Source organism: Streptomyces shenzhenensis (assembly GCF_003688995.1).
Taxonomy (GTDB): Bacteria; Actinomycetota; Actinomycetes; order Streptomycetales; family Streptomycetaceae; genus Streptomyces; species Streptomyces shenzhenensis_A.
In genome coordinates this window covers 178337-201042 of the sequence record NZ_PENI01000001.1, presented here as the reverse complement: position 1 = coordinate 201042, position 22706 = coordinate 178337, and the positions used below count along the sequence as shown (strand labels likewise).

The 22706-nt window shown below is 72.2% G+C and carries 21 protein-coding genes and 1 pseudogene; 13 read left to right on the top strand and 9 right to left on the bottom strand.

Features of this window, described 5'->3' with window-relative positions; translation table 11 throughout:
• Positions 1–27: 27 nt before the first annotated feature.
• Positions 28–1161, bottom strand: coding sequence for a magnesium and cobalt transport protein CorA (locus CTZ28_RS00860; RefSeq protein WP_121887219.1), 1134 nt, complete (start codon positions 1159–1161; stop codon positions 28–30).
• A gap of 491 nt (positions 1162–1652) precedes the next feature.
• On the opposite strand from CTZ28_RS00860, the gene CTZ28_RS00855 reads away from it, so the two are divergent.
• Entirely contained in the window at positions 1653–2249 is a 597-nt protein-coding gene (locus CTZ28_RS00855; protein WP_121887218.1) for a suppressor of fused domain protein, read from the top strand.
• A 121-nt stretch (positions 2250–2370) separates the two neighbouring features.
• On the opposite strand, the pseudogene CTZ28_RS00850 reads toward CTZ28_RS00855, so the two are convergent.
• Positions 2371–2684, bottom strand: a pseudogene (locus CTZ28_RS00850) (hypothetical protein); the annotation flags it as partial.
• 107 nt (positions 2685–2791) lie between these two features.
• Here CTZ28_RS00850 and CTZ28_RS00845 point away from each other — a divergent pair.
• From CTZ28_RS00845 to CTZ28_RS00835, 3 genes are all read left to right on the top strand, one after another.
• The gene (locus CTZ28_RS00845; RefSeq protein ID WP_121887217.1) at positions 2792–3433 is read left to right on the top strand and encodes a DUF6758 family protein; all 642 of its coding nucleotides are present in this window, start codon (positions 2792–2794) and stop codon (positions 3431–3433) included.
• 153 nt (positions 3434–3586) lie between these two features.
• Positions 3587–4444, top strand: a complete 858-nt coding sequence (locus CTZ28_RS00840) for a PHP domain-containing protein (RefSeq protein ID WP_121887216.1) — start codon at positions 3587–3589, stop codon at positions 4442–4444.
• A gap of 51 nt (positions 4445–4495) precedes the next feature.
• Positions 4496–5101: a MarC family protein gene (locus tag CTZ28_RS00835; RefSeq protein WP_121887215.1), complete on the top strand. Its 606-nt coding sequence runs from the start codon at positions 4496–4498 to the stop codon at positions 5099–5101.
• A 122-nt stretch (positions 5102–5223) separates the two neighbouring features.
• On the opposite strand, the gene CTZ28_RS00830 is transcribed toward CTZ28_RS00835, so the two are convergent.
• A complete protein-coding gene (locus CTZ28_RS00830; protein ID WP_121887214.1) occupies positions 5224–5376 on the bottom strand; it encodes a hypothetical protein in 153 nt (50 codons plus the stop codon).
• Positions 5377–5547: 171 nt separating this feature from the next.
• On the opposite strand from CTZ28_RS00830, the gene CTZ28_RS00825 reads away from it, so the two are divergent.
• Positions 5548–6438, top strand: a complete 891-nt coding sequence (locus CTZ28_RS00825) for an NYN domain-containing protein (RefSeq protein WP_121887213.1) — start codon at positions 5548–5550, stop codon at positions 6436–6438.
• Positions 6439–6465: 27 nt separating this feature from the next.
• On the opposite strand, the gene CTZ28_RS00820 is transcribed toward CTZ28_RS00825, so the two are convergent.
• Together CTZ28_RS00820 and CTZ28_RS00815 are read right to left on the bottom strand one after the other, a co-directional pair.
• The gene (locus CTZ28_RS00820; protein ID WP_121887212.1) at positions 6466–7353 is read right to left on the bottom strand and encodes an alpha/beta fold hydrolase; all 888 of its coding nucleotides are present in this window, start codon (positions 7351–7353) and stop codon (positions 6466–6468) included.
• A 128-nt stretch (positions 7354–7481) separates the two neighbouring features.
• The gene (locus CTZ28_RS00815) at positions 7482–9887 is read right to left on the bottom strand and encodes a DEAD/DEAH box helicase (protein WP_259471433.1); all 2406 of its coding nucleotides are present in this window, start codon (positions 9885–9887) and stop codon (positions 7482–7484) included.
• Between the two features lie 496 nt (positions 9888–10383).
• On the opposite strand from CTZ28_RS00815, the gene CTZ28_RS00810 reads away from it, so the two are divergent.
• Positions 10384–11142, top strand: coding sequence for a ferritin-like fold-containing protein (locus CTZ28_RS00810; protein WP_121887210.1), 759 nt, complete (start codon positions 10384–10386; stop codon positions 11140–11142).
• A 768-nt stretch (positions 11143–11910) separates the two neighbouring features.
• Here CTZ28_RS00810 and CTZ28_RS00805 read toward each other — a convergent pair.
• From CTZ28_RS00805 to CTZ28_RS00790, 4 genes are all read right to left on the bottom strand, one after another.
• Positions 11911–12180 carry a hypothetical protein gene (locus tag CTZ28_RS00805; protein WP_121887209.1) on the bottom strand — a complete coding sequence of 90 codons (270 nt, stop codon included), beginning with the start codon at positions 12178–12180 and terminating at the stop codon, positions 11911–11913.
• Positions 12181–12405: 225 nt separating this feature from the next.
• Positions 12406–12633, bottom strand: coding sequence for a DUF3107 domain-containing protein (locus CTZ28_RS00800; protein WP_183154202.1), 228 nt, complete (start codon positions 12631–12633; stop codon positions 12406–12408).
• Between the two features lie 153 nt (positions 12634–12786).
• Positions 12787–13431: a TetR/AcrR family transcriptional regulator gene (locus tag CTZ28_RS00795; RefSeq protein WP_121887207.1), complete on the bottom strand. Its 645-nt coding sequence runs from the start codon at positions 13429–13431 to the stop codon at positions 12787–12789.
• Between the two features lie 167 nt (positions 13432–13598).
• A complete protein-coding gene (locus tag CTZ28_RS00790; protein WP_121887206.1) occupies positions 13599–13823 on the bottom strand; it encodes a hypothetical protein in 225 nt (74 codons plus the stop codon).
• Positions 13824–14030: 207 nt separating this feature from the next.
• Between CTZ28_RS00790 and CTZ28_RS00785 the strand changes: the two genes are divergently transcribed.
• The 7 genes from CTZ28_RS00785 (at position 14031) to CTZ28_RS00760 (ending at position 22584) form a co-directional block, all read left to right on the top strand.
• Positions 14031–15098 (top strand): alpha/beta fold hydrolase, encoded by a 1068-nt coding sequence (locus tag CTZ28_RS00785; protein ID WP_121887205.1) that lies wholly within the window; start codon positions 14031–14033, stop codon positions 15096–15098.
• Positions 15099–15107: 9 nt separating this feature from the next.
• Positions 15108–16622, top strand: coding sequence for a DUF3152 domain-containing protein (locus tag CTZ28_RS00780; RefSeq protein ID WP_121887204.1), 1515 nt, complete (start codon positions 15108–15110; stop codon positions 16620–16622).
• A 56-nt stretch (positions 16623–16678) separates the two neighbouring features.
• The gene (locus tag CTZ28_RS49245) at positions 16679–16774 is read left to right on the top strand and encodes an Ms4533A family Cys-rich leader peptide (RefSeq protein ID WP_310887582.1); all 96 of its coding nucleotides are present in this window, start codon (positions 16679–16681) and stop codon (positions 16772–16774) included.
• Positions 16775–16955: 181 nt separating this feature from the next.
• Complete coding sequence (locus tag CTZ28_RS00775) at positions 16956–18674, top strand: ABC transporter substrate-binding protein (RefSeq protein ID WP_121887203.1); 1719 nt, start codon at positions 16956–16958, stop codon at positions 18672–18674.
• A gap of 21 nt (positions 18675–18695) precedes the next feature.
• The gene (locus CTZ28_RS00770) at positions 18696–19775 is read left to right on the top strand and encodes an ABC transporter permease (protein WP_121887202.1); all 1080 of its coding nucleotides are present in this window, start codon (positions 18696–18698) and stop codon (positions 19773–19775) included.
• A complete protein-coding gene (locus tag CTZ28_RS00765; protein WP_121887201.1) occupies positions 19772–20770 on the top strand; it encodes an ABC transporter permease in 999 nt (332 codons plus the stop codon). Before CTZ28_RS00770 ends, CTZ28_RS00765 begins: the two co-directional genes overlap by 4 nt.
• Entirely contained in the window at positions 20767–22584 is a 1818-nt protein-coding gene (locus tag CTZ28_RS00760; RefSeq protein ID WP_121887200.1) for a dipeptide ABC transporter ATP-binding protein, read from the top strand. The genes CTZ28_RS00765 and CTZ28_RS00760 overlap by 4 nt, the downstream gene beginning before the upstream one ends.
• Positions 22585–22706 lie beyond the last annotated feature (122 nt).

Genomic DNA, 22706 nt, shown 5'->3' with positions numbered 1-22706 from the left:
CGCCGGCCTCGGTGGCCGCGACCGCCGTCACAGCCAGCCGTTGCGCTTGAGCGTGCGGTGGATGGTCAGACAGAGCGCCACCGTGACGCCCATGACCAGCGGATAGCCGTACTTCCACCTCAGCTCGGGCATGTTATGGAAGTTCATGCCGTAGACCCCGCACACCATCGTCGGTACGGCGATGATCGCGGCCCATGCCGTGATCTTCCGCATGTCCTCGTTCTGCGCGACCGACGCCTGCGCCAGGTTGGCCTGGAGAATGGAGTTGAGCAGCTCGTCGAAGCCCACGACCTGCTCCTGCACCCGGGCGACATGGTCGGCGACGTCCCGGAAGTACTTCTGGATCTCCGGGTCGATCAGCCGCATCGGCCGCTCGCTCAGCAGTTGCATCGGCCGCATCAGCGGCGAGACCGCGCGCTTGAACTCCAGCACCTCGCGCTTGAGCTGGTAGATCCGCGCCGAGTCCACACCGCGCGACGCCCCGCCCTTGCGGCTCGGCGAGAAGACCTCGGTCTCCACCTCGTCGATGTCGTCCTGCACGGCGTCCGCGACCGCGAGGTATCCGTCGACGACATGGTCGGCGATCGCGTGCAGCACGGCCGACGGCCCCTTGGCCAGCAACTGCGGGTCGTCCTGCAGCCGGTGCCGCAGCGCCCGCAGCGAACCCTGCCCGCCGTGCCGGACGGTGATGAAGAAGTCCCGCCCGGTGAAGCACATGACCTCGCCGGTCTCCACGACCTCGCTGGTGGCGGTGAGCTGGTCGTGCTCGACGTAGTGGACCGTCCGGAACACGGTGAACAGCGAGTCGTCGTACCGCTCCAGCTTCGGCCGCTGGTGCGCCTGCACCGCGTCCTCCACGGCCAGCGGGTGCAGCCCGAACTCGCTTGCGATACCGGCGAATTCGGCCTCCGTGGGCTCGTGCAGCCCGATCCACACGAACCCCCCGTCGCGCCGCACCTGGCGCATCGCCTCGTGCGGGGTCAGCGGCTTGGCGCTCTCGACCCGGGCGCCGTCCCGGTAGACGGCGCAGTCGACGACGGCCGAGGGGGTCGAGGGGTCGCGGGTGGTGTCGTAGGCCCCGGTGTCGCGGCGCGGCGCGCTCTTGCGCAGGGAGGGGCGGGAGGGACGGACCACGGCACGCAGGTCGCGGATCATCGACATGGCGGGCTCCTTCGCGGTGGGCGGCGAAGCGCGAAAGGGCCGCGGTCACGGCTGGAACTGCCCGGAATGAGGACGTCCTGAGTGCACATGTTTGGCACGTCCACAAAGCGGGGAGCACCGCACCGTCGCGGTGGCGAGCTTCGCTGCTGATTCAGATCGGTCAGATCAGGCAGGACAGAACGAAGTGCTCTTCCGAGGGCACGTACGACGACGCGAGCGCGAGAGGTGGCGGTAGGCCAGATCCGGAACGGCTACTTCAACAGCCGGAAGAGCGGGTGGTACTGCACGGCCGACTTCGATCCATGGCAGCCCCACCTCCTCCAGCCGGTCCCTCGTGAGGGACGGTCCATTCCCCGTAGGGGAGTCTCACAGGCGTCGGGACTCGATGCGACGCTTCTGCGTGCTGCCCCGAACCACCGGCCAAGAGTATCAGCCGACCGCAGTGTCAAGGTGACGCTTTGCCCGCTGCTGACGAGTTCTATGCTCGCCGCATGGTTGATGTTCTTCCTCTGGTCGAGGCGCGGTTGCGCACCGCGCTGGGCGAACCGGACGCGCGCGCGGCCGTCACCTTCCTCGGTACGGACCGCATCGAGGTGCTCCGCTTCCAGGACCGCGACCGTGAGGGAGCCGTCGTCCGCTACGCCACGCTCGGCATGTCCGCCCATCCCATGACGGACCCCACGACGGTGCTCGCGGACCCCGTCCGGGGCCCCCGCGCCGAGCTGGTCCTGTCCGTACGCGCCGGCCTCGCCGACACCGGCAAGGTGCTTCGTCCGCTCGCCGTGCTCGCCGCCTCGCCGCAGGTGGAGGGCGTGGTCGTGGCCCCGGGCGCGTCCCTCGACGTGGGCGAGCCGTTGTGGCCGGGGGCGCCCTTCGGCTCCGTCCTGGTCGCCGAGCCGGGCGGACTGGTCGAGGACCTGGAGCTGGACGCGCCGATGGATCCCGTACGGTTCCTGCCGCTGCTCCCGATGACCCCGAACGAGGCCGCATGGAAACGCGTGCACGGCGCCCAGGCTCTCCAGGAACGCTGGCTGACGCACGGTACGGACCTGCGGGACGCCGCTCGCGGATCCGTCCCGCTCGGCTGACCCGAGAGTGACCGATCTCACCGAATCCTGGCCGGAACGGGCCAGTTGGCGAAGCCGCCGACCTCGTCCTCGCCGGCTCCACCGCCTCGTCGGTGAGCGCGGACCGCCGCACGACGACCACGAGCGCGCCGAGCAGCGAGGTCCTGCGGGCCGGCGTCGGCTGTTCCGTCAGGGACACCGCCATGCACAGGAAGCCGATCGCCGTCAGCGTGGCCGTGCCGAAGAACGGGTAGCGCCGGCCGACGTTGCCGAGCACCGCGCCCAGCAGCGGGCCGCACGCCATGCCGAGGCCGAGCGCGGACTCGTACAGCAGGAGACCTGGCCGGCGGTGGTGTGCAGGCCCTGGGTGATGGACGGCAGGATCGGGTCGGCCAGGCCGATGCCCATGAAGGCGACGACCGAGGCGCCGGCCGTCGCCCAGACTGCCTTGGGCTGGGTGTCCCTGTGCGCTCCGAACCGGGCGGCGCCCCCTGGCGGGGGTTTCCGTCCGGACGGGTGATCGTCCTTGACGTGGCGGTGTGCGGGTAGGACCGTGGGGCCCTATGAGGGGCGAACCCAGTTGCCCGAAGTGCGGTGGCCGGGTCAGGGCTCCCGGACTCTTCGCCGATTCCTGGCAGTGCGATGTGCACGGGACGGTGCATCCGCTGCAGCCCGTGATCCCGCCCAGCGTCGAGGCCCTCAGCGTCGTGGTCCATCGGACGCAGGTGCCGGTGTGGATGCCCTGGCCGCTGCCGGTCGGCTGGCTGTTCACGGGGGTGGCCTGCGCGGGCGACGACCGCAGCGGCGGCCGGGCGACCGCGGTGGCCTGCTCGGGACCCGGCCCGCTCGGCGGTGTGGGTGAGCTGATCCTGGTCGCCGAGGAGCTCGGCGTCGGCCTCGGCGCGCATTACGCGGGCATCGACGGGCCCGATCCGGGACCGTACATGAACGTAGAGAAACCGCCCCAGGCCAAGGTGCTGGCCGCCGGCCGCCCGACCCCGCTCTGGCACGTCACCGGCACCCCCGACGACCGCGCCGTCTTCGCCGGGGAGGCCCGCGGGCTGTGGCTGTGGGCCGTGGTGTGGCCCGAGCAGACGGGCATGCTCATGTACGACGAACTGGTGCTGACGGACCTGCGGGACGCGGGCGCCGAGCTGGACCTGGTGCCCTGTGGAGCGCTGTCGCCGAGGCTGCTGGAACCCTGAGCGTCGCCGGCGGGCCGGCCGTGCGGCGGCTGTCGGGGCCGGGAGGAGGCCGCGGTAGGGGGCGCAGGCGTGCTTCGGCCGTGACATGGCATCCGTGGACGCCGGTTATCCTTAGGTGTCCCTTCGGTCCCGTCCCCGCCTGGAGTTCGCGTCGTGCGCATCGACATGCACTGCCACTCCACGGCGTCCGACGGCACGGACACCCCGGCCGAGCTGGTGCGGAACGCGGCGGCGGCCGGTCTGGACGTCGTCGCGCTGACCGACCACGACACCACCCGCGGCCACGCCGAGGCCGTCGCCGCGCTCCCGCAGGGGCTCACCCTCGTCACGGGCGCCGAGCTGTCCTGCCGTATCGACGGCATCTCCATGCACCTGCTGGCCTACCTCTTCGACCCCGAGGAGCCCGCCCTGCTCGCCGAGCGCGAGCTGGTCCGGGACGACCGGGTGCCGCGGGCCCAGGGCATGATCGCCAAGCTGAACGGGCTGGGCGTCCCGGTCACCTGGGAGCAAGTGAAGCGGATCGCCGGTGACGGTTCCGTCGGACGGCCGCACGTCGCGTCCGCGCTCGTCGACCTGGGCGTCGTGCCGACCGTGAGCGACGCGTTCACCGAGGAGTGGCTGGCCGACGGCGGCCGGGCCTTCGTGGAGAAGCACGAGACCGACCCGTTCGCGGCCATCCGGCTGGTCAAGGCCGCCGGCGGGGTCACCGTCTTCGCGCACCCGGCCGCCGCCAAGCGCGGCCGTACGGTGCCTGAGTCCGCCATCGCCGAGATGGCCGCGGCCGGCCTCGACGGCATCGAGGTCGACCACATGGACCACGACGCGGACGCCAGGACCCGGCTGCGCGGACTGGCGAAGGACCTGGGACTGCTGGTCACGGGCTCCTCGGACTACCACGGCAGCCGCAAGACCGTGGCCCTCGGCGAGTACACCACGGACCCGGAGGTGTACGGCGAGATCACCCGGCGTGCGACCGGTGCGTTCCCGGTGCCCGGGACCGGCGGGGCCTGACACCCGCCCGCGTCCCCCCGTACGTCTCCTCCGCAAGGCTCTGCTGCGCCCATGTTCGACCTCGCCGTCTTCGGCTCCCTGTTCCTCACCCTCTTCGTCATCATGGATCCCCCCGGGATCACCCCGATCTTCCTCGCGCTGACCGCAGGGCGCCCCGCGAAGGTGCAGAAGCGGATGGCGTTCCAGGCCGTCTGCGTGGCCGGCGGGGTGATCGCCGTCTTCGGCCTGCTGGGCCATCAGATCCTCGACTACCTGCATGTCTCCGTGCCCGCGCTGATGATCGCGGGCGGTCTGCTCCTCCTGCTGATCGCGCTCGACCTGCTCACCGGCAAGACGGACGAGCCGAAGCAGACCAAAGACGTCAATGTCGCTCTCGTACCGCTGGGCATGCCGCTGCTGGCCGGTCCGGGCGCCATCGTGTCGGTCATCCTGGCCGTGCAGAAGGCCGACACCGTGGGCACACAGATCTCGGTGTGGTCCGCGATCCTCGCCATTCATGTCGTGCTGTGGCTGGTGATGCGCTATTCGCTGCTGATCATCCGGGTCATCAAGGACGGCGGGGTGGTGCTGGTGACGCGGCTTGCGGGCATGATGCTCTCCGCCATCGCCGTGCAGCAGATCATCAACGGGATCACCCAGGTGATCAAGGGGGTCTGAGCCCCGGGCGGCCCGCCGTATGCGCAGAGCCCCCGGCGGCGTCGCTGCCGCGCGGGGGCTCTGAAGCTCTTTCGCGGTGATCCGTGGTCCGTGTGATCGGTGATCCGCGTGATCCGTGTCTGTTACGAGGCCGTGCTCTCGGCGGGTCGGATCCACAGCCGCTGTCCGATGGCGGCGGCCTGCTGCACGATCCGGTTGACGGAGGCGGCGTCCACGACGGTGCTGTCCACGGGCGTTCCGTCGACCTCGTCGAGTCGCATGATCTCGAAGCGCATGGCTTCTCCCTTCGTCTCGTTGTTCCGTATGAGTCAACGGGATGCGTGTTACAAACATTCCCTACGCTAAGGAAATTTTTCGAACGTCTAATTACCGACTGGTAAGAGGTAGTTACGAGACTGACCGGGACCGGTTGTGTTCGCAGCGTGACCGCCGAGACAATAGAGGCGATGAATGACGACCAGGCCCCTATCCAGGCCCGCATCGAGCGCACCAACGAGCTGCTCCAGCGCATGCTCGCCGAAGTGGCGAAGACGCCTTCGACCCACGCGATCTTCGTGGACGCCGGATACCTTTACGCGGCCGCGGGTCGGCTGGTGGCCGGGACGGAGGACCGGCGCGCCTTTGACCTCGACGCGGAGGGCATGATCGAGGCGCTCATCGACCGCGCTCGCACGATCTTCGCGGACAGCAGACTGCTCCGGGTCTACTGGTACGACGGCGCCCGGCGGCGCATCCACACCGCCGAGCAGCAGTCCATCGCCGAACTCCCCGACGTGAAGGTCCGCCTCGGTAATCTCAACGCGAACAACCAGCAGAAGGGCGTCGACTCCCTCATCCGCACCGACCTGGAGTCCCTGGCCCGGCACCGCGCCATCAGCGACGCCGCGCTCATCGGCGGCGACGAGGACCTGGTCTCGGCGGTGGAGGCGGCCCAGGGTTACGGCGCCCGGGTCCACCTGTGGGGCATCGAGGCCCCCGAGGGCCGCAACCAGGCGGAGCCCCTGCTGTGGGAGGTCGACAGCCAGCGCACCTTCGACCTGGACTTCTTCAAGCCGTACGTCTCCCGGCGCACCGCCGCCTACGAGGGCACGGCGAACCGGCCCACGCGCGAGGACGTCCGGTTCGTGGGCGCCCAGATCGCGGCGAAGTGGCTGTCCGCGCGCGGCCGGGAGCCCGTGCTGGAACTGCTGCCCGGCCACCCCTACCTGCCCGGCTCGGTCGACCAGGACCTGCTGGTCGAGGCCGAAGGGCTGCTCCAGTACTCGCTGCGCGGCCAGGCGGAGCTGCGGCGCGCGCTCCGGGACGGCTTCTGGGAGCACCTGCGGACGCAGTACTGACGCAGTACTGGACGCAGCACCGGCGCGTTATCGGCCGCGGTGCCGACCGTCCTCGCCGGTGCCGTCCCAGAAGTCGGCGATCGCGCGGGCCGTCGGGAGCGGCTGGTCGGTGTTGGGCGAGTGCTCCGCGCCCTCGATGACGGTACGGCGCGCCCTGAGCCGTACGGCCATGTCGTCGAGGAGCGGCACCGGCCAGGTGTCGTCGGTCGCGCCGGACAGCACATGGAACGGCAGTCCCACCGCGGCGAGTTCGCCGACGCGGTCCGGCTCGGTGCACAACTGGCTTCCGGTGGCGATCAGTTGGGCCGGTTTGTTGCCCAGCCAGCGGCGGCGCAGCTCCGCTCGGTCGTCCGGACCGCCGTCGACCTCGGTCTCCTCGGGCGGCTCCAACGTCTGGATGGTGTCCCACAGTTCGGCCATCGACATCACGGCGAGGGCGTCCCGCAGCAGTTTGACGCGCTGCTGCTGGGAGGCGGAGATCTGCGCCGGGCCGGAGGCCATGAGAGTGAGCGAGCGGAACGCAGTGGCGTCGAGCAGCACGGCCGCACGCGCGATCTGCCCGCCCAGCGAGTGCCCCAGCAGCTGCACCGGAGTGCCCAGCGCCTCGGCCTGCGCCAGCACGTCCCGCGCCAACTCCTGCTGCGCGTAAGCGGATTCGTCGTGCTCCGGGCCGTCCGACTCGTACTGGCCGCGCCCGTCCACGGCCACGACCCGGTAGCCGCGCCGCGCGAGCGGCACGAGTAGCGGATGGAAGTCCTCCTTGCTCCCGGTGAACCCGGGCAGCAGCAGGGCGACCCCGCGCGGTTCGACACCGTCGGCCGCGGGCGCGTCGACCACGGCGAAGTCGCCACGCGCGGTGCGCAACGCGTGGGCACGGGCACCGGGAGGCGGAACGAAGGAGGGCGGCCTGCTCATGCCCCAGAGGTTATCGGCCGCGGGGGCAGGGAGGAGAACTGGCGGGGGGAGCGCGGATGAACCCTGGAACGCCGACGGCCCGGTCCCGCGGGGGCGGGCCGGGCCGTCGGCGTGGTGGTGCTGTCGGCTCAGGACTCCGGGGTCTCCGCCGTCGCGGCGGTCTTCCGGGTCCTGCGCGCCCTGGGCTTCGGCTCCGCGGCGGCTTCGGTGGCCTCGGCGCCGACCGGGTCCGCGGCGGCCGTGGCCTTGCGCGTGCGGCGCCGCGGCTTGACCTCCGGCTCCTCGGTGGCCTGCGCCGGGATCTCGGCGGTCACCGGTTCGGCGGCGGCTGCCTTGCGGGTCCGACGGACCTTGGGCTCGGCCTCGGCGCCGTTCGCGGTGTCCACGGCGGCGGTCGCCTTGCGGGTGCGCTTCGGCTTCGCCTCCGTGCCCTCGGCCGTGTCCACCGCGGTCTCGGCTGCGGCCGCGGTCTTGCGGGTGCGCTTCGGCTTGGCCTCGGCCTCGGCGGTCTCCGCCGGCGCCTCGGCGACAGCGGCGGTCTTACGGGTGCGCTTGGGCTTCGCCTCCGCGGCCTCCGCCGTGTCCACCGCGGTCTCGGCCGCGGCCGCCGTCTTGCGGGTGCGGCGGCGGGGTGCGGCGGTGTCCGTGGCCTCCGCGCCTTCGACCGTGCCCTCCGCCGGCTCGGCGGTGACCGGCGCGGCGGCTGCCTTGCGGGTCCGACGGACCTTGGGCTTCGCCTCCGTGGCTTCGGCGGTGTCCAGCACCGTCTCGGCCGCGGCCGCGGTCGCGGTCTTGCGCGTGCGGCGGCGCGGCTTCGCCTCGGTCTCCGGCTCCGGCTCGGCAATCGCCGTCGCCTCCGGCGCGGGCGCCGCGGCCACGGGCTCGACGACCGCCTCGGACACGGTCTCGGCAGGCGCCGTCGCCTGCTCCGCGGCCTTACGCGTGCGGCGGCGGCGCGGCTGCCGCTCGGGGGCCTCGACCGCCGCCGGGCCCTCCGCCGTCGTCAGCGCGGACTCGGCGGTCTGCGCCGGCTCCGCTTCGGCCGGCTCGGCCACCGTGGCGACCGCCACCGGCTCCGCGGGTGCCCCGCCGCGGGTGCGGCGACGGCGGCGCGGCGTGCGGGATGCCGTGATCTCCTCCGCAGTGACGGCCTCGGCGGCCGGCGCCCCGGAATCGACCGGCGCCGCTCCCGACCCGGCGGGCGCGGAGTCGAGCGGTGCCCCGCCGCGCGTGCGGCGGCGACGGCGCGGCGTGCGCGTCGGACGCTCGTGCTCGGCCGGCTCGGCCGGCCGGGACTCGCCCCGGCCGCCCCGCCCGCCGCGACCGCGCGCACCGCGGCCCCCGGTCTCGCCCAGGTCCTCCAGCTCCTCCGCCGCCAGCCCGGCGCGGGTGCGCTCGGAGCGTGGCAGGACACCCTTGGTGCCCTCGGGGATGCCGAGGTCCGCGAAGAGGTGCGGGGAGGTGGAGTACGTCTCCACCGGGTCGTTGAAGTTCAGCTCCAGCGCCTTGTTGATCAGCTGCCAGCGCGGGATGTCGTCCCAGTCGACGAACGTGATCGCCGTACCCTTCGCGCCCGCCCGGCCGGTACGGCCGACGCGGTGCAGGTACGTCTTCTCGTCCTCGGGGGACTGGTAGTTGATGACGTGGGTCACGCCCTCGACGTCGATGCCGCGCGCGGCGACATCGGTGCACACGAGGACGTCGACCTTGCCGTTGCGGAAGGCGCGCAGCGCCTGCTCGCGGGCGCCCTGGCCGAGGTCGCCGTGGACCGCGCCGGAGGCGAAGCCGCGCCGCTGGAGCTGTTCGGCGATGTCCGCCGCCGTCCGCTTCGTCCGGCAGAAGATCATCGCCAGCGCGCGGCCGTCGGCCTGCAGGATGCGTGCGATCATCTCCGGCTTGTCCATGGAGTGCGCGCGGTAGACGAACTGCTTGATGTTGGCGACGGTCGCGCCCTCGTCGTCCGGCGCGGTGGCACGGATGTGCGTGGGCTGCGACATGTACCGGCGGGCCAGGCCGATCACCGCACCCGGCATGGTCGCCGAGAACAGCATGGTCTGGCGCTTGGCCGGGAGCATGTCGATGATCTTCTCGACGTCGGGCAGGAACCCGAGGTCGAGCATCTCGTCGGCCTCGTCGAGGACCAGGCACTTGACGTGCTTCAGGTTCAGCTTCTTCTGCCCGGCGAGGTCGAGCAGCCGGCCGGGGGTGCCGACGACCACGTCGACGCCCTGTCTGAGGGCTTCCACCTGGGGTTCGTAGGCCCGGCCGCCGTAGATCGCGGTCACGCGCACGTTGCGGACCTTGCCCGCGGTCAGCAGGTCGTTGGTGACCTGCGTGCACAGCTCGCGGGTCGGGACGACGACGAGCGCCTGCGGCGCGTCGGTGAGGGCTTCGGGCGCGGCCCGGCCCGCCTCGACGTCGGCGGGGACGGTGACTCGCTCGAGGAGCGGGAGGCCGAAGCCCAGCGTCTTGCCGGTGCCGGTCTTGGCCTGGCCGATGACGTCCGTGCCCGAGAGGGCCACGGGGAGCGTCATCTCCTGGATGGGGAAGGGAGTGATGATGCCGACGGCCTCCAGGGCCTCGGCGGTCTCGGGGAGGATTCCGAGTTCTCGAAACGTCGTAGTCAGGGTGCTGCCTCTTCTGTGTGCGCGGCGCGAGGCGAGCGCGGGGGTCGTGTCGGACCGTGCTGGGGACGTCGACTGCCTCACGGACGAACCGCGGGGGCAAGCCGTTTGGCACGGGACCTCTGCCGACGCTCTAGCGCTCTCGCCGCTGAGGGTCCCTCCGGTCGTCGTACGCCAATGTGCCGTACATCCGTGGAGGGCTGTCGGGTCGGAGCCGATCGGGCCACCGACCGGGCATCCTCATGCGTGCGGCCTGACCGGAAACGGCGTCGGACTACGACGGAGTGCCCAGCAGGCGCATTACCACCATACCCCGGAATCGTGCACATGCGATGGCCGATTTGGTCACGTAGTCGTCGTCACACTGATCGATCAGGGACTTCCCCCGCTCTCGGAGCGGGCTATTGTGCGCTTCATGACGAGCTCTGACAAGCCTGACCACGCCCCCGAGGACGCTTCGGCCCAGGCCACCGGGGTCGCCGCCCGGAACTGGGCGACGGCCTCCGCCGACCCGCAGTACCGCGCCGCGGTCGTGGACCTGCTCGGCGCGCTCGCCTACGGCGAACTGGCGGCGTTCGAGCGGCTCGCGGAGGACGCCAAGCTGGCGCCCACCCTGGCGGACAAGGCGGAGCTGGCGAAGATGGCGTCGGCCGAGTTCCACCACTTCGAGCAGTTGCGGGACCGGCTCACGGAGATCGGCGAGGAGCCGACCCAGGCGATGGAGCCGTTCGTCGCCGCGCTCGACGGCTTCCACCGTCAGACGGCGCCGTCGGACTGGCTGGAGGGGCTGGTCAAGGCGTACGTCGGCGACTCGATCGCCAGCGACTTCTACCGGGAGGTCGCGGTCCGGCTCGACGCCGACACGCGCGATCTGGTGCTCGCCGTCCTCGACGACACCGGGCACGCCAGCTTCGCCGTCGAGAAGGTGCGCGCGGCCATCGACGCGGAGCCCCGGGTGGGCGGCCGGCTCGCCCTGTGGGCGCGGCGGCTGATGGGCGAGGCACTGTCGCAGTCCCAGCGGGTCGTCGCCGACCGGGACGCGCTGTCCACGATGCTCGTCGGCGGCGTCGCGGACGGCTTCGACCTCGCCGAGGTCGGCCGGATGTTCTCCCGGATCACCGAGGCACACACCAAGCGCATGGCCGCCCTGGGCCTGGCCGCCTGACCGACCACTGGCGCGCTATTGGGCGGGGGTGCGCTGCGGGGCGGTGGGCTGCGACCGGGCGCGGGCGCGCCATCGGGCGGTGGGGCGCCTTGGTCCGGGGCGAGTGCTATTGGGCCGGGAGATCGCCTTGGTTCGGGCGTGTGCTACGGGGCGGTGGACCGCTACCAGGCGCGGGCGCGTCATCGGGCGGGGGATGGCTTTGGTCCGGGGGAGCGCCACTGAGCGGTGGGCCACCGGACGGGAGATCGTCTCGATCCCAGGGGGGAGTGCTACCGGGGCGGGGGATCAGCTTTGGTCGGGTGGAGCGCTGCTGGGCGGTGGGCTGCGACCGGGCGCGGGCGCGTCGTCGGGCGGGAGATCGCCTTGGTCGGCGGGAGTGCTGTTGGTCGGGGGAGCACCTTGGTCCAGCGCTACTGGGCGGTGGACTGCCACCGAGTGTGGGCGCGTCATCGGGCGTGGGATCGCCTTGGTCCGGGGGAGCGCTACAGAGCGGTGGGTCACCGGGCGGGAGATCGTCTTGATCCCGGGGGGAGTGCTACCGGGCGGGGGATCGCTTTGGTCCGGGGTGCGCTGCTGGGCGGTGGGGCGCCTTCGTTTGGCGGGAGTGCTGTTGGTCGGGGGAGCACCTTGGTCCAGCGCTACAGGGCGGTGGACCGCCACCGGGCAGGGGATCGCCTTGGCCCGGGGGGAGTGCTATCGGGGCGCGGGATCGCCTAGGTCCCGGGGTGTGCCGCCAGGCGTCAGGTCACCCGGGGCCGTGTCGTGTGGTCACGCCGGGGCGGAGCGTCGGCGTAGCCTTCCGGCCGGGCGCAGCAGCAGCGACAGTGACGCCGTGGAGACGACCACCGCGCCGAGCAGGCTGACCGGGACCGGGCCGGGGCCCAGCGCCGTGTGCGTCACGAAGTCGCCGAACAGGGCGCCGGCGACACCCGTGCAGAAGACCAGCAGGGGAGCGGGCAGCCGGTGGGAGAGCCGGCGCACCGCGACGGCGGCCAGGGCCAGGCCGGCCAGGGCCGAGCCGAGAGCTTCCAGGATCATGAGGGGTCCTTCCACACGGCCGGCCGGCGCTTCACGGTCGTAGCCCGTCCTACCCGTGACCTGCGGAATGCAATCCTCCCCTGTGGATGACTTGTGCCCCGGATGTGGAGAACCTTCGCGCGCCGGACACGCGCGAGGGCCCGGTGGCCGTCAGCCACCGGGCCCCTGGTCCGGATGAGCAGCGGGTACGTCCGGCGCCGCGCCGTACGGTGCCCCGCGTGCCGACTACAGCGCGCTGAAGCCCACCTTGCGGGTGGTCGGCTCGCCCAGCTCGATGTAGGCCAGACGGTCCGAGGGGACCAGGATCTTCCGGCCGCGCTCGTCCTCAAGGCTCAGCAGCTGCGACTTGCCGGCCAGTGCCTCGGCCACCACGCGCTCGATCTCTTCCGCGCTCTGACCGCTCTCCAGAACGATCTCGCGGGGCGCGTGCTGCACGCCGATCTTGACCTCCACGGCTATGTCCCTCCGACGGTCAGTGAAGTGCGCGACCCAGCGCGCCGTACCCAGCACACATTAGCCCGGTGAGGGGACATACACGCTGCGCGCAAGAACGCCAGGAGCGAACAGCGGGCGGGAACAAGAACCGGCCGGACGCGGCCGGGCGACTCAGAGATGCTGCTCGGTGCCGTGCAGCGGGAAGCCGGCGATGCCCCGCCAGGCCAGCGAGGTCAGCAGCTGCACCGCCTGGTCGCGCGGGACGCTCCGGTCGCTGTGCAGCCAGGAGCGGGCGACCACCTGGGCGAGGCCGCCGAGACCGGAGGCCAGCAGCATCGACTCCGCGCGCGAGAGGCCCGTGTCCTCGGCGATGACGTCGCAGATCGCCTCGGCGCAGTCGTTGCTGACCTTGTCGACGCGCTCGCGCACCGCGGGCTCGTTCGTCAGGTCGGACTCGAAGACCAGGCGGAACGCCCCGCCGTCGTCCTCGACGTACGCGAAATAGGCGTCCATCGTCGCCCGGACGCGCTGCTTGTTGTCCGTCGTGGACTCCAGCGCGCTCCGCACGGCCCCGATCAGGGACTCGCAGTGCTGGTCCAGCAGGGCGAGATAGAGGTCGAGCTTGCCCGGGAAGTGCTGGTAGAGCACCGGTTTGCTGACGCCGGCCCGCTCGGCGATGTCGTCCATCGCGGCCGCGTGGTAGCCCTGCGCCACGAAGACCTCCTGGGCGGCGCCCAGGAGCTGGTTCCGTCGGGCACGGCGCGGCAGGCGCGTGCCCCGCGGGCGTGCCGCCTCTGTCTGCTCGATGGCTGTCACGCCGCCTCCCAAGATCGTCCACATGCGGTGTGCGCCGCGCCGCCATCGTACTTTTCGGTAACCGTGGTGTGCGCGGTGCGAGCGCAGAATTTCACGGACCGGGCGGTGCCGGAAGCCGATCAGGGCGCCTCAGAAGGGGCAGGTCACTCCCCGTGCCCGGGCCGGCGTCAGCGGTAGTCGTCCTCGTCGAGGGCCACGACCCGTGCCTGCTCGATGAGGTCGGCCTCGTTGGCGCGGTCCGGGTCCACGCCGGTCAGGGGATCGTCGTGCTCCGGTGCGATGTCCGTGTGCTGCTCCGCGGCGTCGCCCTCGGGAGCCTCGACGTCGATCTCCGGAACTCCCTGGACCTCCAGGTCCTCGATCGCGTCGGGATCGGTGGGGTCATAGGCCATGGCGGGCTCCCTTCCTACGAACACCCCCGGACGAAGCAGGGGCCACAAATGCGGGTGCCCTGTGTACGAGCGTAAGACACCCGGTACGGATGCCATGCCCGAGACCTGGGCGAGCGTGGGGTCCGCGCCCCGCGACACGCCCGGGCGGCGCCCGATCTGTGACGGCGGACACAGAACCACTATGTGATCGTCTCGTAACATTGCCGCATGTCTTCGACCGAGCTGCCGTCCGTGTCGGCCACCAGCGTCCTCCCGAGGGTGGCGCTCGTCAGGGTCGCGGAGGGCGAGCGGCTGAGGTCCGTCGGGCTGCCGGGGGTCACCCTGTCGGTCCGGTCGCGTCCGCCGGCCCGTGAGGGCCTGCCGCCCGCGCTGTACGTGCACGGGCTCGGCGGCTCCTCGCAGAACTGGTCGGCGCTGATGTCCGAGCTGGACCACGTCGTCGACGGCGAAGCGGTCGACCTGCCGGGCTTCGGCGACTCCCCGCCGCCGGACGACGGCGACTACTCCGTCACCGGGCACGCGCGCGCGGTGATCCGCTATCTCGACGCGGCCGGGCGCGGCCCGGTGCACCTCTTCGGGAACTCCCTGGGCGGCGCGGTCGCCACCCGGGTCTCCGCGGTCCGCCCGGATCTCGTCCGGACCCTCACGCTGGTCTCTCCCGCCCTTCCGGAGCTGCGTGTGCAGCGCACCGCCGTGCCGACCGCCCTGCTGGGCCTGCCCGGTGTCGCCCCGCTGTTCACCCGGATCACCCAGGAGTGGTCGGCCGAGCAGCGGGTCCGCGGGGTCATGGGCCTCTGTTACGGCGACCCCGGACGGGTGACTCCGGAGGCGTTCGAGCACGCCGTGGAGGAGCTGGAGCGGCGGCTGCGGCTGCCGTACTTCTGGGACGCCATGGCGCGCTCCGCGCGCGGGCTGGTGAACGCCTACACCCTGGGCGGCCAGCACGGGCTGTGGCGCCAGGCCGAGCGCGTGCTCGCCCCGACCCTGCTGATCTACGGCGGCCGCGACCTGCTCGTCGGCTACCGCATGTCCCAGAAGGCGGCCCGCTCCTTCCGTGACTCCCGGCTGCTGTCGCTGCCGGACGCCGGGCATGTGGCGATGATGGAATACCCTGAGACGGTGGCCGGTGCTTTCCGGGAACTCCTGCGGGACATAAGGGAGTTGGACGGGCAGCAGATCCCGGCGCGGCGACCTGAGGGGCCCGGTGAACCCGGCTCCGCCGATGTCGCCGTGGAGGCCGGGCACGGACCCGGTGACGCGGACGAACGGAGCTGAGGGGGCGAGGTGGGACGGCACAGCCGCCGCGGATCCGCCCCCAAGGGCGATGCCGCGGACATAACCGCACGGCGCGGGGCGGCGGGCCCGGGGGAGCCGGCGGGCGGCCCGGCAGACGCGGGCGGCGTCGGCGCCCCGCGCGCGAGGCACGCGTCCGGACAGGCGGCACGGCCGGGCTCCGCGCCGGGACAGGTGCCCGGCCAGCGGTGTCCGACGGGCGAGGGGACGCCCGTACGGAGCGCGCCGCGGCTGCCCGACGGGACGCCCGCGCACGGATTTCCGCGGTTGCCCGACGGCACTCCGGCGCACGGTTTTCCGCGGCTGCCCGACGGGACGCCCGCCCACGGTTTTCCACGGCTGCCGGACGGTACCCCCGCGCGCGGTGTTCCACAGGCCCGCGGAGGCCATCCCGAGCAGCGTGAACCCGGCGGGGGCTGGGGCGAGCCGGGCGGACGGACCGCTGCGGCACACGGGCTTGCCCCGGGGCCGGCCGCCGCGGGGCCCGGTGCCGCACTGCCGCGGCAGCGGCCCGGGACGCCCGGCGGGCCCCGGCAGGAGTACCTCGACGCCTTCGCCCACGACGCCGACGACGATGTGTTCGCACCCCGGGCCAGGACCGGCCTGCGGCACGCGGAACCGTACGCCCCCGCCGCCCCCGTGGTGGACGGCAACGACGCGGACGACGAGCCCCCGGCCGGGCCGCCCGCGCCGGCCAAGGCCGCCAAGGGCCGGGCGTTCACCGGGATAGCGGCCGCCGCCGTCACCACCGTGCTCGCGGTGGTCGTGGCCGGGCAGGTCACCGACGGCCGCGACGACGCCGACGTACAGCCGCGGTCCGCCACCGACCAGGCGCGCGACGTCCGCGACCCGGCCTCGCGCGCCGACGGCCGGACGACCCCGTCCGCGTCGCCGAGCCCGGTCACGCTGACGTACGGGCAGAAGATGGACAAGAAGTACCCGCTCGGCGCCACACTCACGGCCTCGGGCAGGTTCGACGCGATCCCCGGCATCGCCAAGGCGCCGGGCGCGGGCCGGAAGTACACCTACCGCGTGGACGTGGAGCAGGGGCTCGGCCTGGACGGCGAACTGTTCGCCCAGGCGGTGCAGAAGACGCTCAACGACCGCCGCAGCTGGGCCCACGGCGGCGCCCGCACCTTCGAGCGGATCCACTCGGGCGAGCCCGACTTCGTCATCACCCTCGCCAGCCCCGGCACCACCGCCGAGTGGTGCGCCAAGTCCGGTCTGGACACCACCGAGGACAACGTCTCCTGCGACTCGGCCGCCACCCAGCGCGTGATGATCAACGCCTATCGATGGGCGCAGGGCAGCACGACGTACGGCGACGAGATCCACGCCTACCGGCAGATGCTCATCAACCACGAGGTGGGCCACCGGCTCGGCTACGGCCATGTCACCTGCGACAAGGACGGGCAGCCCGCCCCGGTCATGCAGCAGCAGACCAAGTTCCTCGACCATGACGGAATCCACTGTCTGCCCAACCCCTGGCCTTACCCCGGGAGTTGACCGGTGTCTCCCCGGTCACGTTGACATGTGCAGATTGATCGTTCATATTTCTGCGCATGTGGTCCTGTCCTGCCGTCACCTCTCGCGCCGCCATCCAGCTGGCGCTGATCGGCGTGACCGCGCTCTGCGTGGCCGACATCCACTGTCGCTGACGCCTGCCCCTGGCGTTCGCGTCGCGACCTGACTCACCGTTTCCGTGAACCGTGCCGACCGCACGGACCTTTTCGACGACCCGGCGCCGGGGTGGACGTCTGTTCAGATGCGTCTCACCCCTTGTCCATCTGTCTCGCCATTCGAGAAACCCTCGATATCAACCGAGAGGTCGTCATTTCGATGCGTCATCCGTCCCGCACAGCGCGCCGCCTGGCAGCGGCAACCGTCGGCCTGGTCGTGGCAGCGGGCGCCGCCGCCTGCGGCCCGGAAGACAACGATGCCAAGGGGTCGAGCGGCGACTCCGGGCCCCACAAGGGCGGCACGCTCACGGTCCTCAACTCCAGCCCGCAGCAGAACTTCGACCCCGCCCGCCTCTACACCTCCGGCGGCGGCAACGTCCCCTCCCTGGTCTTCCGCACGCTCACCACCCGCAACCGGGAGAACGGCGCGGCCGGCACCCAGGTCGTCCCCGACCTCGCCACCGACACCGGGCGTCCCAACAAGGACGCGACCGTGTGGACGTACACCCTGAAGAAGGACCTCAAGTACGAGGACGGCACCCCGATCACCTCGGCCGACATCAAGTACGGCATCGAGCGCTCCTTCGCCCCCGAACTCTCCGGCGGCGCCCCGTACTTGAGGGACTGGCTGGTCGGCGCGGCCGACTACCAGGGGCCGTACAAGGACAAGAAGGGGCTGTCGGCGATCGAGACCCCGGACGACCGGACGATCGTCTTCCGTCTGAACAAGCCGGAGGGCGAGTTCCCCTACCTGGCCACACAGACGCAGTTCACGCCCGTCCCGAAGAGCAAGGACACCGGCGCCAAGTACGAGGAACACCCCGTCTCGTCCGGCCCCTACAAGGTCGTCAAGAACGAGAACGACGGCGAGCACCTGGTCCTGGAGCGCAACCCGCACTGGTCCGCCGCCACGGACGCCGAGCGCAAGGCCTACCCGGACACCATCGACGTACGCTCCGGGCTCGACTCCTCGGTGATCAACCAGCGGCTGTCGGCGTCCCAGGGCGCGGACGCGGCCGCCGTCACCACGGACACCAACCTCGGACCCGCCGAACTCGCCAAGGTCACCGGCGACAAGGAACTCGCCGCGCGCGTCGGCACCGGCCACTTCGGCTACACGAACTACCTCGCGTTCAATCCGACGGTCAAGCCGTTCGACGACCCCGAGGTGCGGCAGGCGATCTCGTACGCCATCGACCGCTCGTCCGTGATCAACGCGGCCGGCGGTTCCGCACTCGCCGAGCCAGCGACCACCTTCCTGCCCGACCAGAAGTCCTTCGGGCACACGCCGTACGACCTGTTCCCGGCGGGTGAGACGGGCGACCCGGCCAAGGCCAGGGAACTGCTGAAGAAGGCGGGGCACCCGAACGGGCTGACCATCACCCTGACCCACTCCAACAGCAAGGACTTCGAGACCAGCCCGGAGATCGCGACCGCCGTCCAGGACGCGCTCAAGAAGGCCGGCATCACGGTCAAGCTCCAGGGCCTGGAGGACAACGACTACTCGGACAAGATCCACAACGTCTCGACCGAGCCGGGCCTCTTCCTCGCCCACTGGGGTGCCGACTGGCCCTCCGGCGGCCCCTTCCTCGCCCCGATCTTCGACGGCCGCCAGATCGTCAAGGACGGCGCGAACTTCAACACCGGTCTGCTCGACGACACGTCGGTCAATGACGAGATCGACGCGATCAACAAGTTGACCGACCTCGACGCCGCCGCCCAGAGGTGGGGCGCACTGGACAAGAAGATCGGCGCACAGGCCCTGACCGTGCCGCTGTTCCACCCCGTCTACAAGCGTCTGTACGGCAAGGACGTCAAGAACATCGTGATCAGCGACTGGACCGGAGTCCTCGACATCTCGCAGGCCGCGGTCAAGTAGGCCGAGCGGGTCACCACAGTCATGAGCGAGGCCTCAACGGTCTCCAGGACCGCCGGGACGGACACCACCGTCCCGGCGGTCTCCGGGGCCCGTCAGTTCTGGCGGCGGCTGCGCACGCAGCGCGCCGCCCTCGTCGCGGCGGTCGTCGTCGCGCTGCTCGTCCTGGTCGCGCTCGCCGCGCCGCTGCTCACCGCCGTCGAGGGCCAGGACCCGACCACCTACCACCCGTCGCTCGTCGACTCCGCGCGCGGCGGCGTGCCCATCGGCCGGTTCGGCGGGATCAGCGGCGACCACTGGCTGGGCGTCGAACCGCAGACCGGGCGCGACCTGTTCGCGCGGCTGGTCCACGGGGCGCGCGTGTCGCTCGGCGTCGCACTGACCGCGACCCTGGTGCAGATCCTGATCGGGGTCGTCGTGGGCGTCGCGGCCGCGCTCGGCAACCGATGGGTCGATCAACTGCTGAGCCGGGCCACCGACATCATCGTCGCCATGCCACTGATGATCATGGCGCTGGCGCTGCTCGCGATCGTCCCGTCGGCCTTCCCGCGGCCCGTCCTGGTCACCCTGGTCATCGGCCTGATCGCCTGGGGCAGCATCGCCAAGATCGTGCGCGCCCAGACGCTCACCCTCAAGGGGCTCGACCACGTCGCCGCCGCCCGGCTCAGCGGCTGGGGTCCCTGGCACGTCGCCCGGCGCGAACTGCTGCCCGGACTCGCCGCGCCCGTCATCACCTACGCCGCCCTGCTCGTGCCCATGAACATCTCCGTCGAGGCGGCCCTGTCCTTCCTCGGCGTCGGCGTGAAGCCGCCCACGCCGTCCTGGGGGCAGATGCTCACCTCCGCCGACGTCTGGTACCAGGCGGCGCCGCAGTACTTGCTGCTGCCGGCCGGCGCCCTGTTCGTCACCGTGCTCGCGCTGACCGTCCTCGGTGACGGCGTGCGCACCGCCCTCGACCCGCGCGCCGCCTCGCGCCTCGGCGTCGGCACGGGCCGCGGGCGCGCGGGCGGACCGGGGCGCGGGACCGGCCGCTCGAACGGGGCCCGGGACAGCGGCGGGCGCGGGCCCGCCGGCGGTGCCGCGCAGAAGGAGGACACCGCATGAGCGGCTTCGGCGGCTTCGTCCTGCGCCGCGCCGTCGGCACGGTCGTCACCCTGCTCGCCATCTCGGTGATCGTCTACGTCGTCTTCTACGCCACCCCGGGCAACGTCGCCCAGATCACCTGCGGTCCGCGCTGCTCCCCGGAACAGGTGCAGCAGGTCGCCCAGCAGCTCAGGCTCGACGACCCGCTCTACGTGCGCTACGGCCACTTCCTGCAAGGGCTCGTCGCCGGCCAGGACTACTCGACCGGCACGTCCGTCGAGCACTGCCCGGCCCCCTGCCTCGGGCTGTCGTACCAGACCGGCCAGCAGGTCCTGGACATCATCCTGGCCAAGCTGCCCGTCAGCCTGTCGCTGGTGCTCGGCGCGATGGTGATGTGGCTCGTGCTCGGCGTCGGGACCGGCGTGCTGTCGGTGTGGCGGCGCGGCCGGATCTCCGAGCGGCTGCTGACCGCCGTCACCCTCGCGGGCACCGCGACCCCCGTCTTCGTCATCGGCCTCGTCCTGATGATCGTCGTCTGCGGCGAACTGCAGCTGCTGCCCTTCCCGCAGTACGTCGCCCTCACCGACGACCCCGAGCAGTGGGCCTGGAACCTGCTGCTGCCGTGGCTGTCGCTGGCCCTGATCGAGGCGGCCGCGTTCGCCCGGCTCACCCGGGCGGCGATGCTGGAGACGCTCGCGGAGGACCACATCCGCACCTTCCGCGCGTACGGCGTCGGCGAACGCTCCGTCGTCGGCCGGCACGCGCTGCGCGGCGCGCTGGCCCCCGTGATCGCGCTGAACGCCAACAACGTCGGTTCCGCCGTCGGCGGCGCCGTGCTCACCGAGACCCTCTTCGGCCTGCCCGGCATCGGCGAGGAACTGGTGCACGCCGTCAACGTCGTCGACCTGCCGGTGGTCGTCGGCATGGTCCTGGTCATCGGCTTCTTCGTGGTCATCGCCAACGCCGTCGCGGACGTGCTGTACGCGGTGGCCGACCGACGGGTGGTGCTCGCATGAGCCTGGTGGACGTCACGGACCTCACGGTCGAGTTCGGTCCCCTGCGGGCCGTCGCCGGGCTCTCCTTCCGGCTGGAGCGGGGCGCCGCGCTCGCCCTGGTCGGCGAGTCCGGCTCCGGCAAGTCCACGGTGGCGAACGCCCTGCTGGGCCTGCACCGGGACACCGGCGCCCGGGTCGGCGGCTCGGTCCAGGCCGCCGGGACCGATGTGCAGCGGGCCTCCGACGCGGAACTGCGGCGGCTGCGCGGCGGGAAGGCCGCCATGGTCTTCCAGGACCCGCTGTCGTCGCTCGACCCGTACTACGCGATCGGCGACCAGATCGCCGAGGTGTATCGCGTGCACGCGCGCGTGTCACGGCGGGCGGCACGCGCGCGTGCCGTCGAGGTCCTGGACCGGGTGGGGATTCCGGACGCCCGGCGCCGGGCCCGGTCGCGCCCGCACGAGTTCAGCGGCGGCATGCGCCAGCGCGCGCTGATCGCCATGGCGCTGGCCTGCGCGCCGGACCTGCTGATCGCGGACGAGCCGACCACCGCGCTGGACGTGACCGTCCAGGCGCAGATCCTCGACCTGCTGCACACGCTGCGCGCGGAGACCGGGATGGGGCTGCTGCTCGTCACCCACGACGTGGGCGTCGCCGCGGAGAGCGTCGACGAGGTGCTGGTCATGCGGCACGGCGAGGCCGTCGAACACGGCCCGGTCGGCACGGTCCTCGGAACGCCCGCACAGGAGTACACGCGTGAACTGCTCGCCGCGGTGCCGCGCGTGGACGAGGAGCGGGGAGACCCGGCCCGGCCGGACGCGGCTCTGGCCGATGTCGACGTGGCTCGGGTCGACGTGGCTCGGGCGGGCGCCGTGCGGGGGGAGGCGGCGGATGCTGAGGCGCCGGACGGCGCTGCTCCGGGTGCCGTCGGGTCGGGCGCCGGTGTGCCCGGCGCCGTTGTGCCGGGCGGTGTGTCCGGCCCCGGTACGCCGGGCGTCGGCTCGTCCGGCCTCGGTCCCTCGGGTGGCGGCTCGGGCGTGGCTGCCGAGGTCGTCCTGGAGGCGGCCGGTCTCAGCCGGGTCTTCGGGCGCGGCAAACGGGCGCTCCTCGCCGTCGACGACGTCTCCCTCACGGTCCGCAGGGGCGAGACCCTCGGCGTCGTGGGGGAGAGCGGCAGCGGCAAGACGACCCTGGGCCGCATGCTCGTCGGCCTGCTGCCACCGACGGCGGGCGAGATCCGGTACGCGGGCCGGCCGCACACCGGGGTGGACCCGGCCGTGCAGATGGTCTTCCAGGACCCCGTCGCCTCCCTCAACCCCCGTCGCAGCGTGGGCGAGTCCATAGCCGACCCGCTCCGCGCGCGGGGCCGGGACGAGGAGCACATCCGGGGGCGCGTACGCGACCTGCTGGAGCGCGTGGGACTCGAAGGAGCCCACTACGACCGCTACCCGCACGAGTTCAGCGGCGGCCAGCGCCAGCGCGTGGGCATCGCACGGGCGCTCGCCGCAGAGCCGCGCGTCATCGTCTGCGACGAACCCGTCTCCGCGCTGGACGTCACCACCCAGGCCCAGGTGGTCGCCCTGCTCGGCGAGTTGCAGCGGGAACTCGGGCTCGCGCTGGTCTTCGTCGCGCACGACCTCGCCGTCGTCCGCCGGGTCAGCGACCGGGTCGCGGTGATGCGCCAGGGCCGCGTCGTGGAGTCCGGCCCGGCCGACGAGGTGTACGACTCCCCGCAGGACCCGTACACCAAGCAGCTCCTGGCCGCGGTGCCCGCCCTCGACCCCGAGACCGCGGCCCGGCGCCGGGCCGCCCGCCGGGAGCCGGCCACGGCGTGACGTTTCGTGTCCGTGTGAACCCTTAGCGCGACGGAACGCGACCCGCAGGCGAAAGTTACGACCGTTCACCCCTTTTGGTGGTGCGACGGACAACCGTCCGTCGTACCACCGCCCTGTCCGCT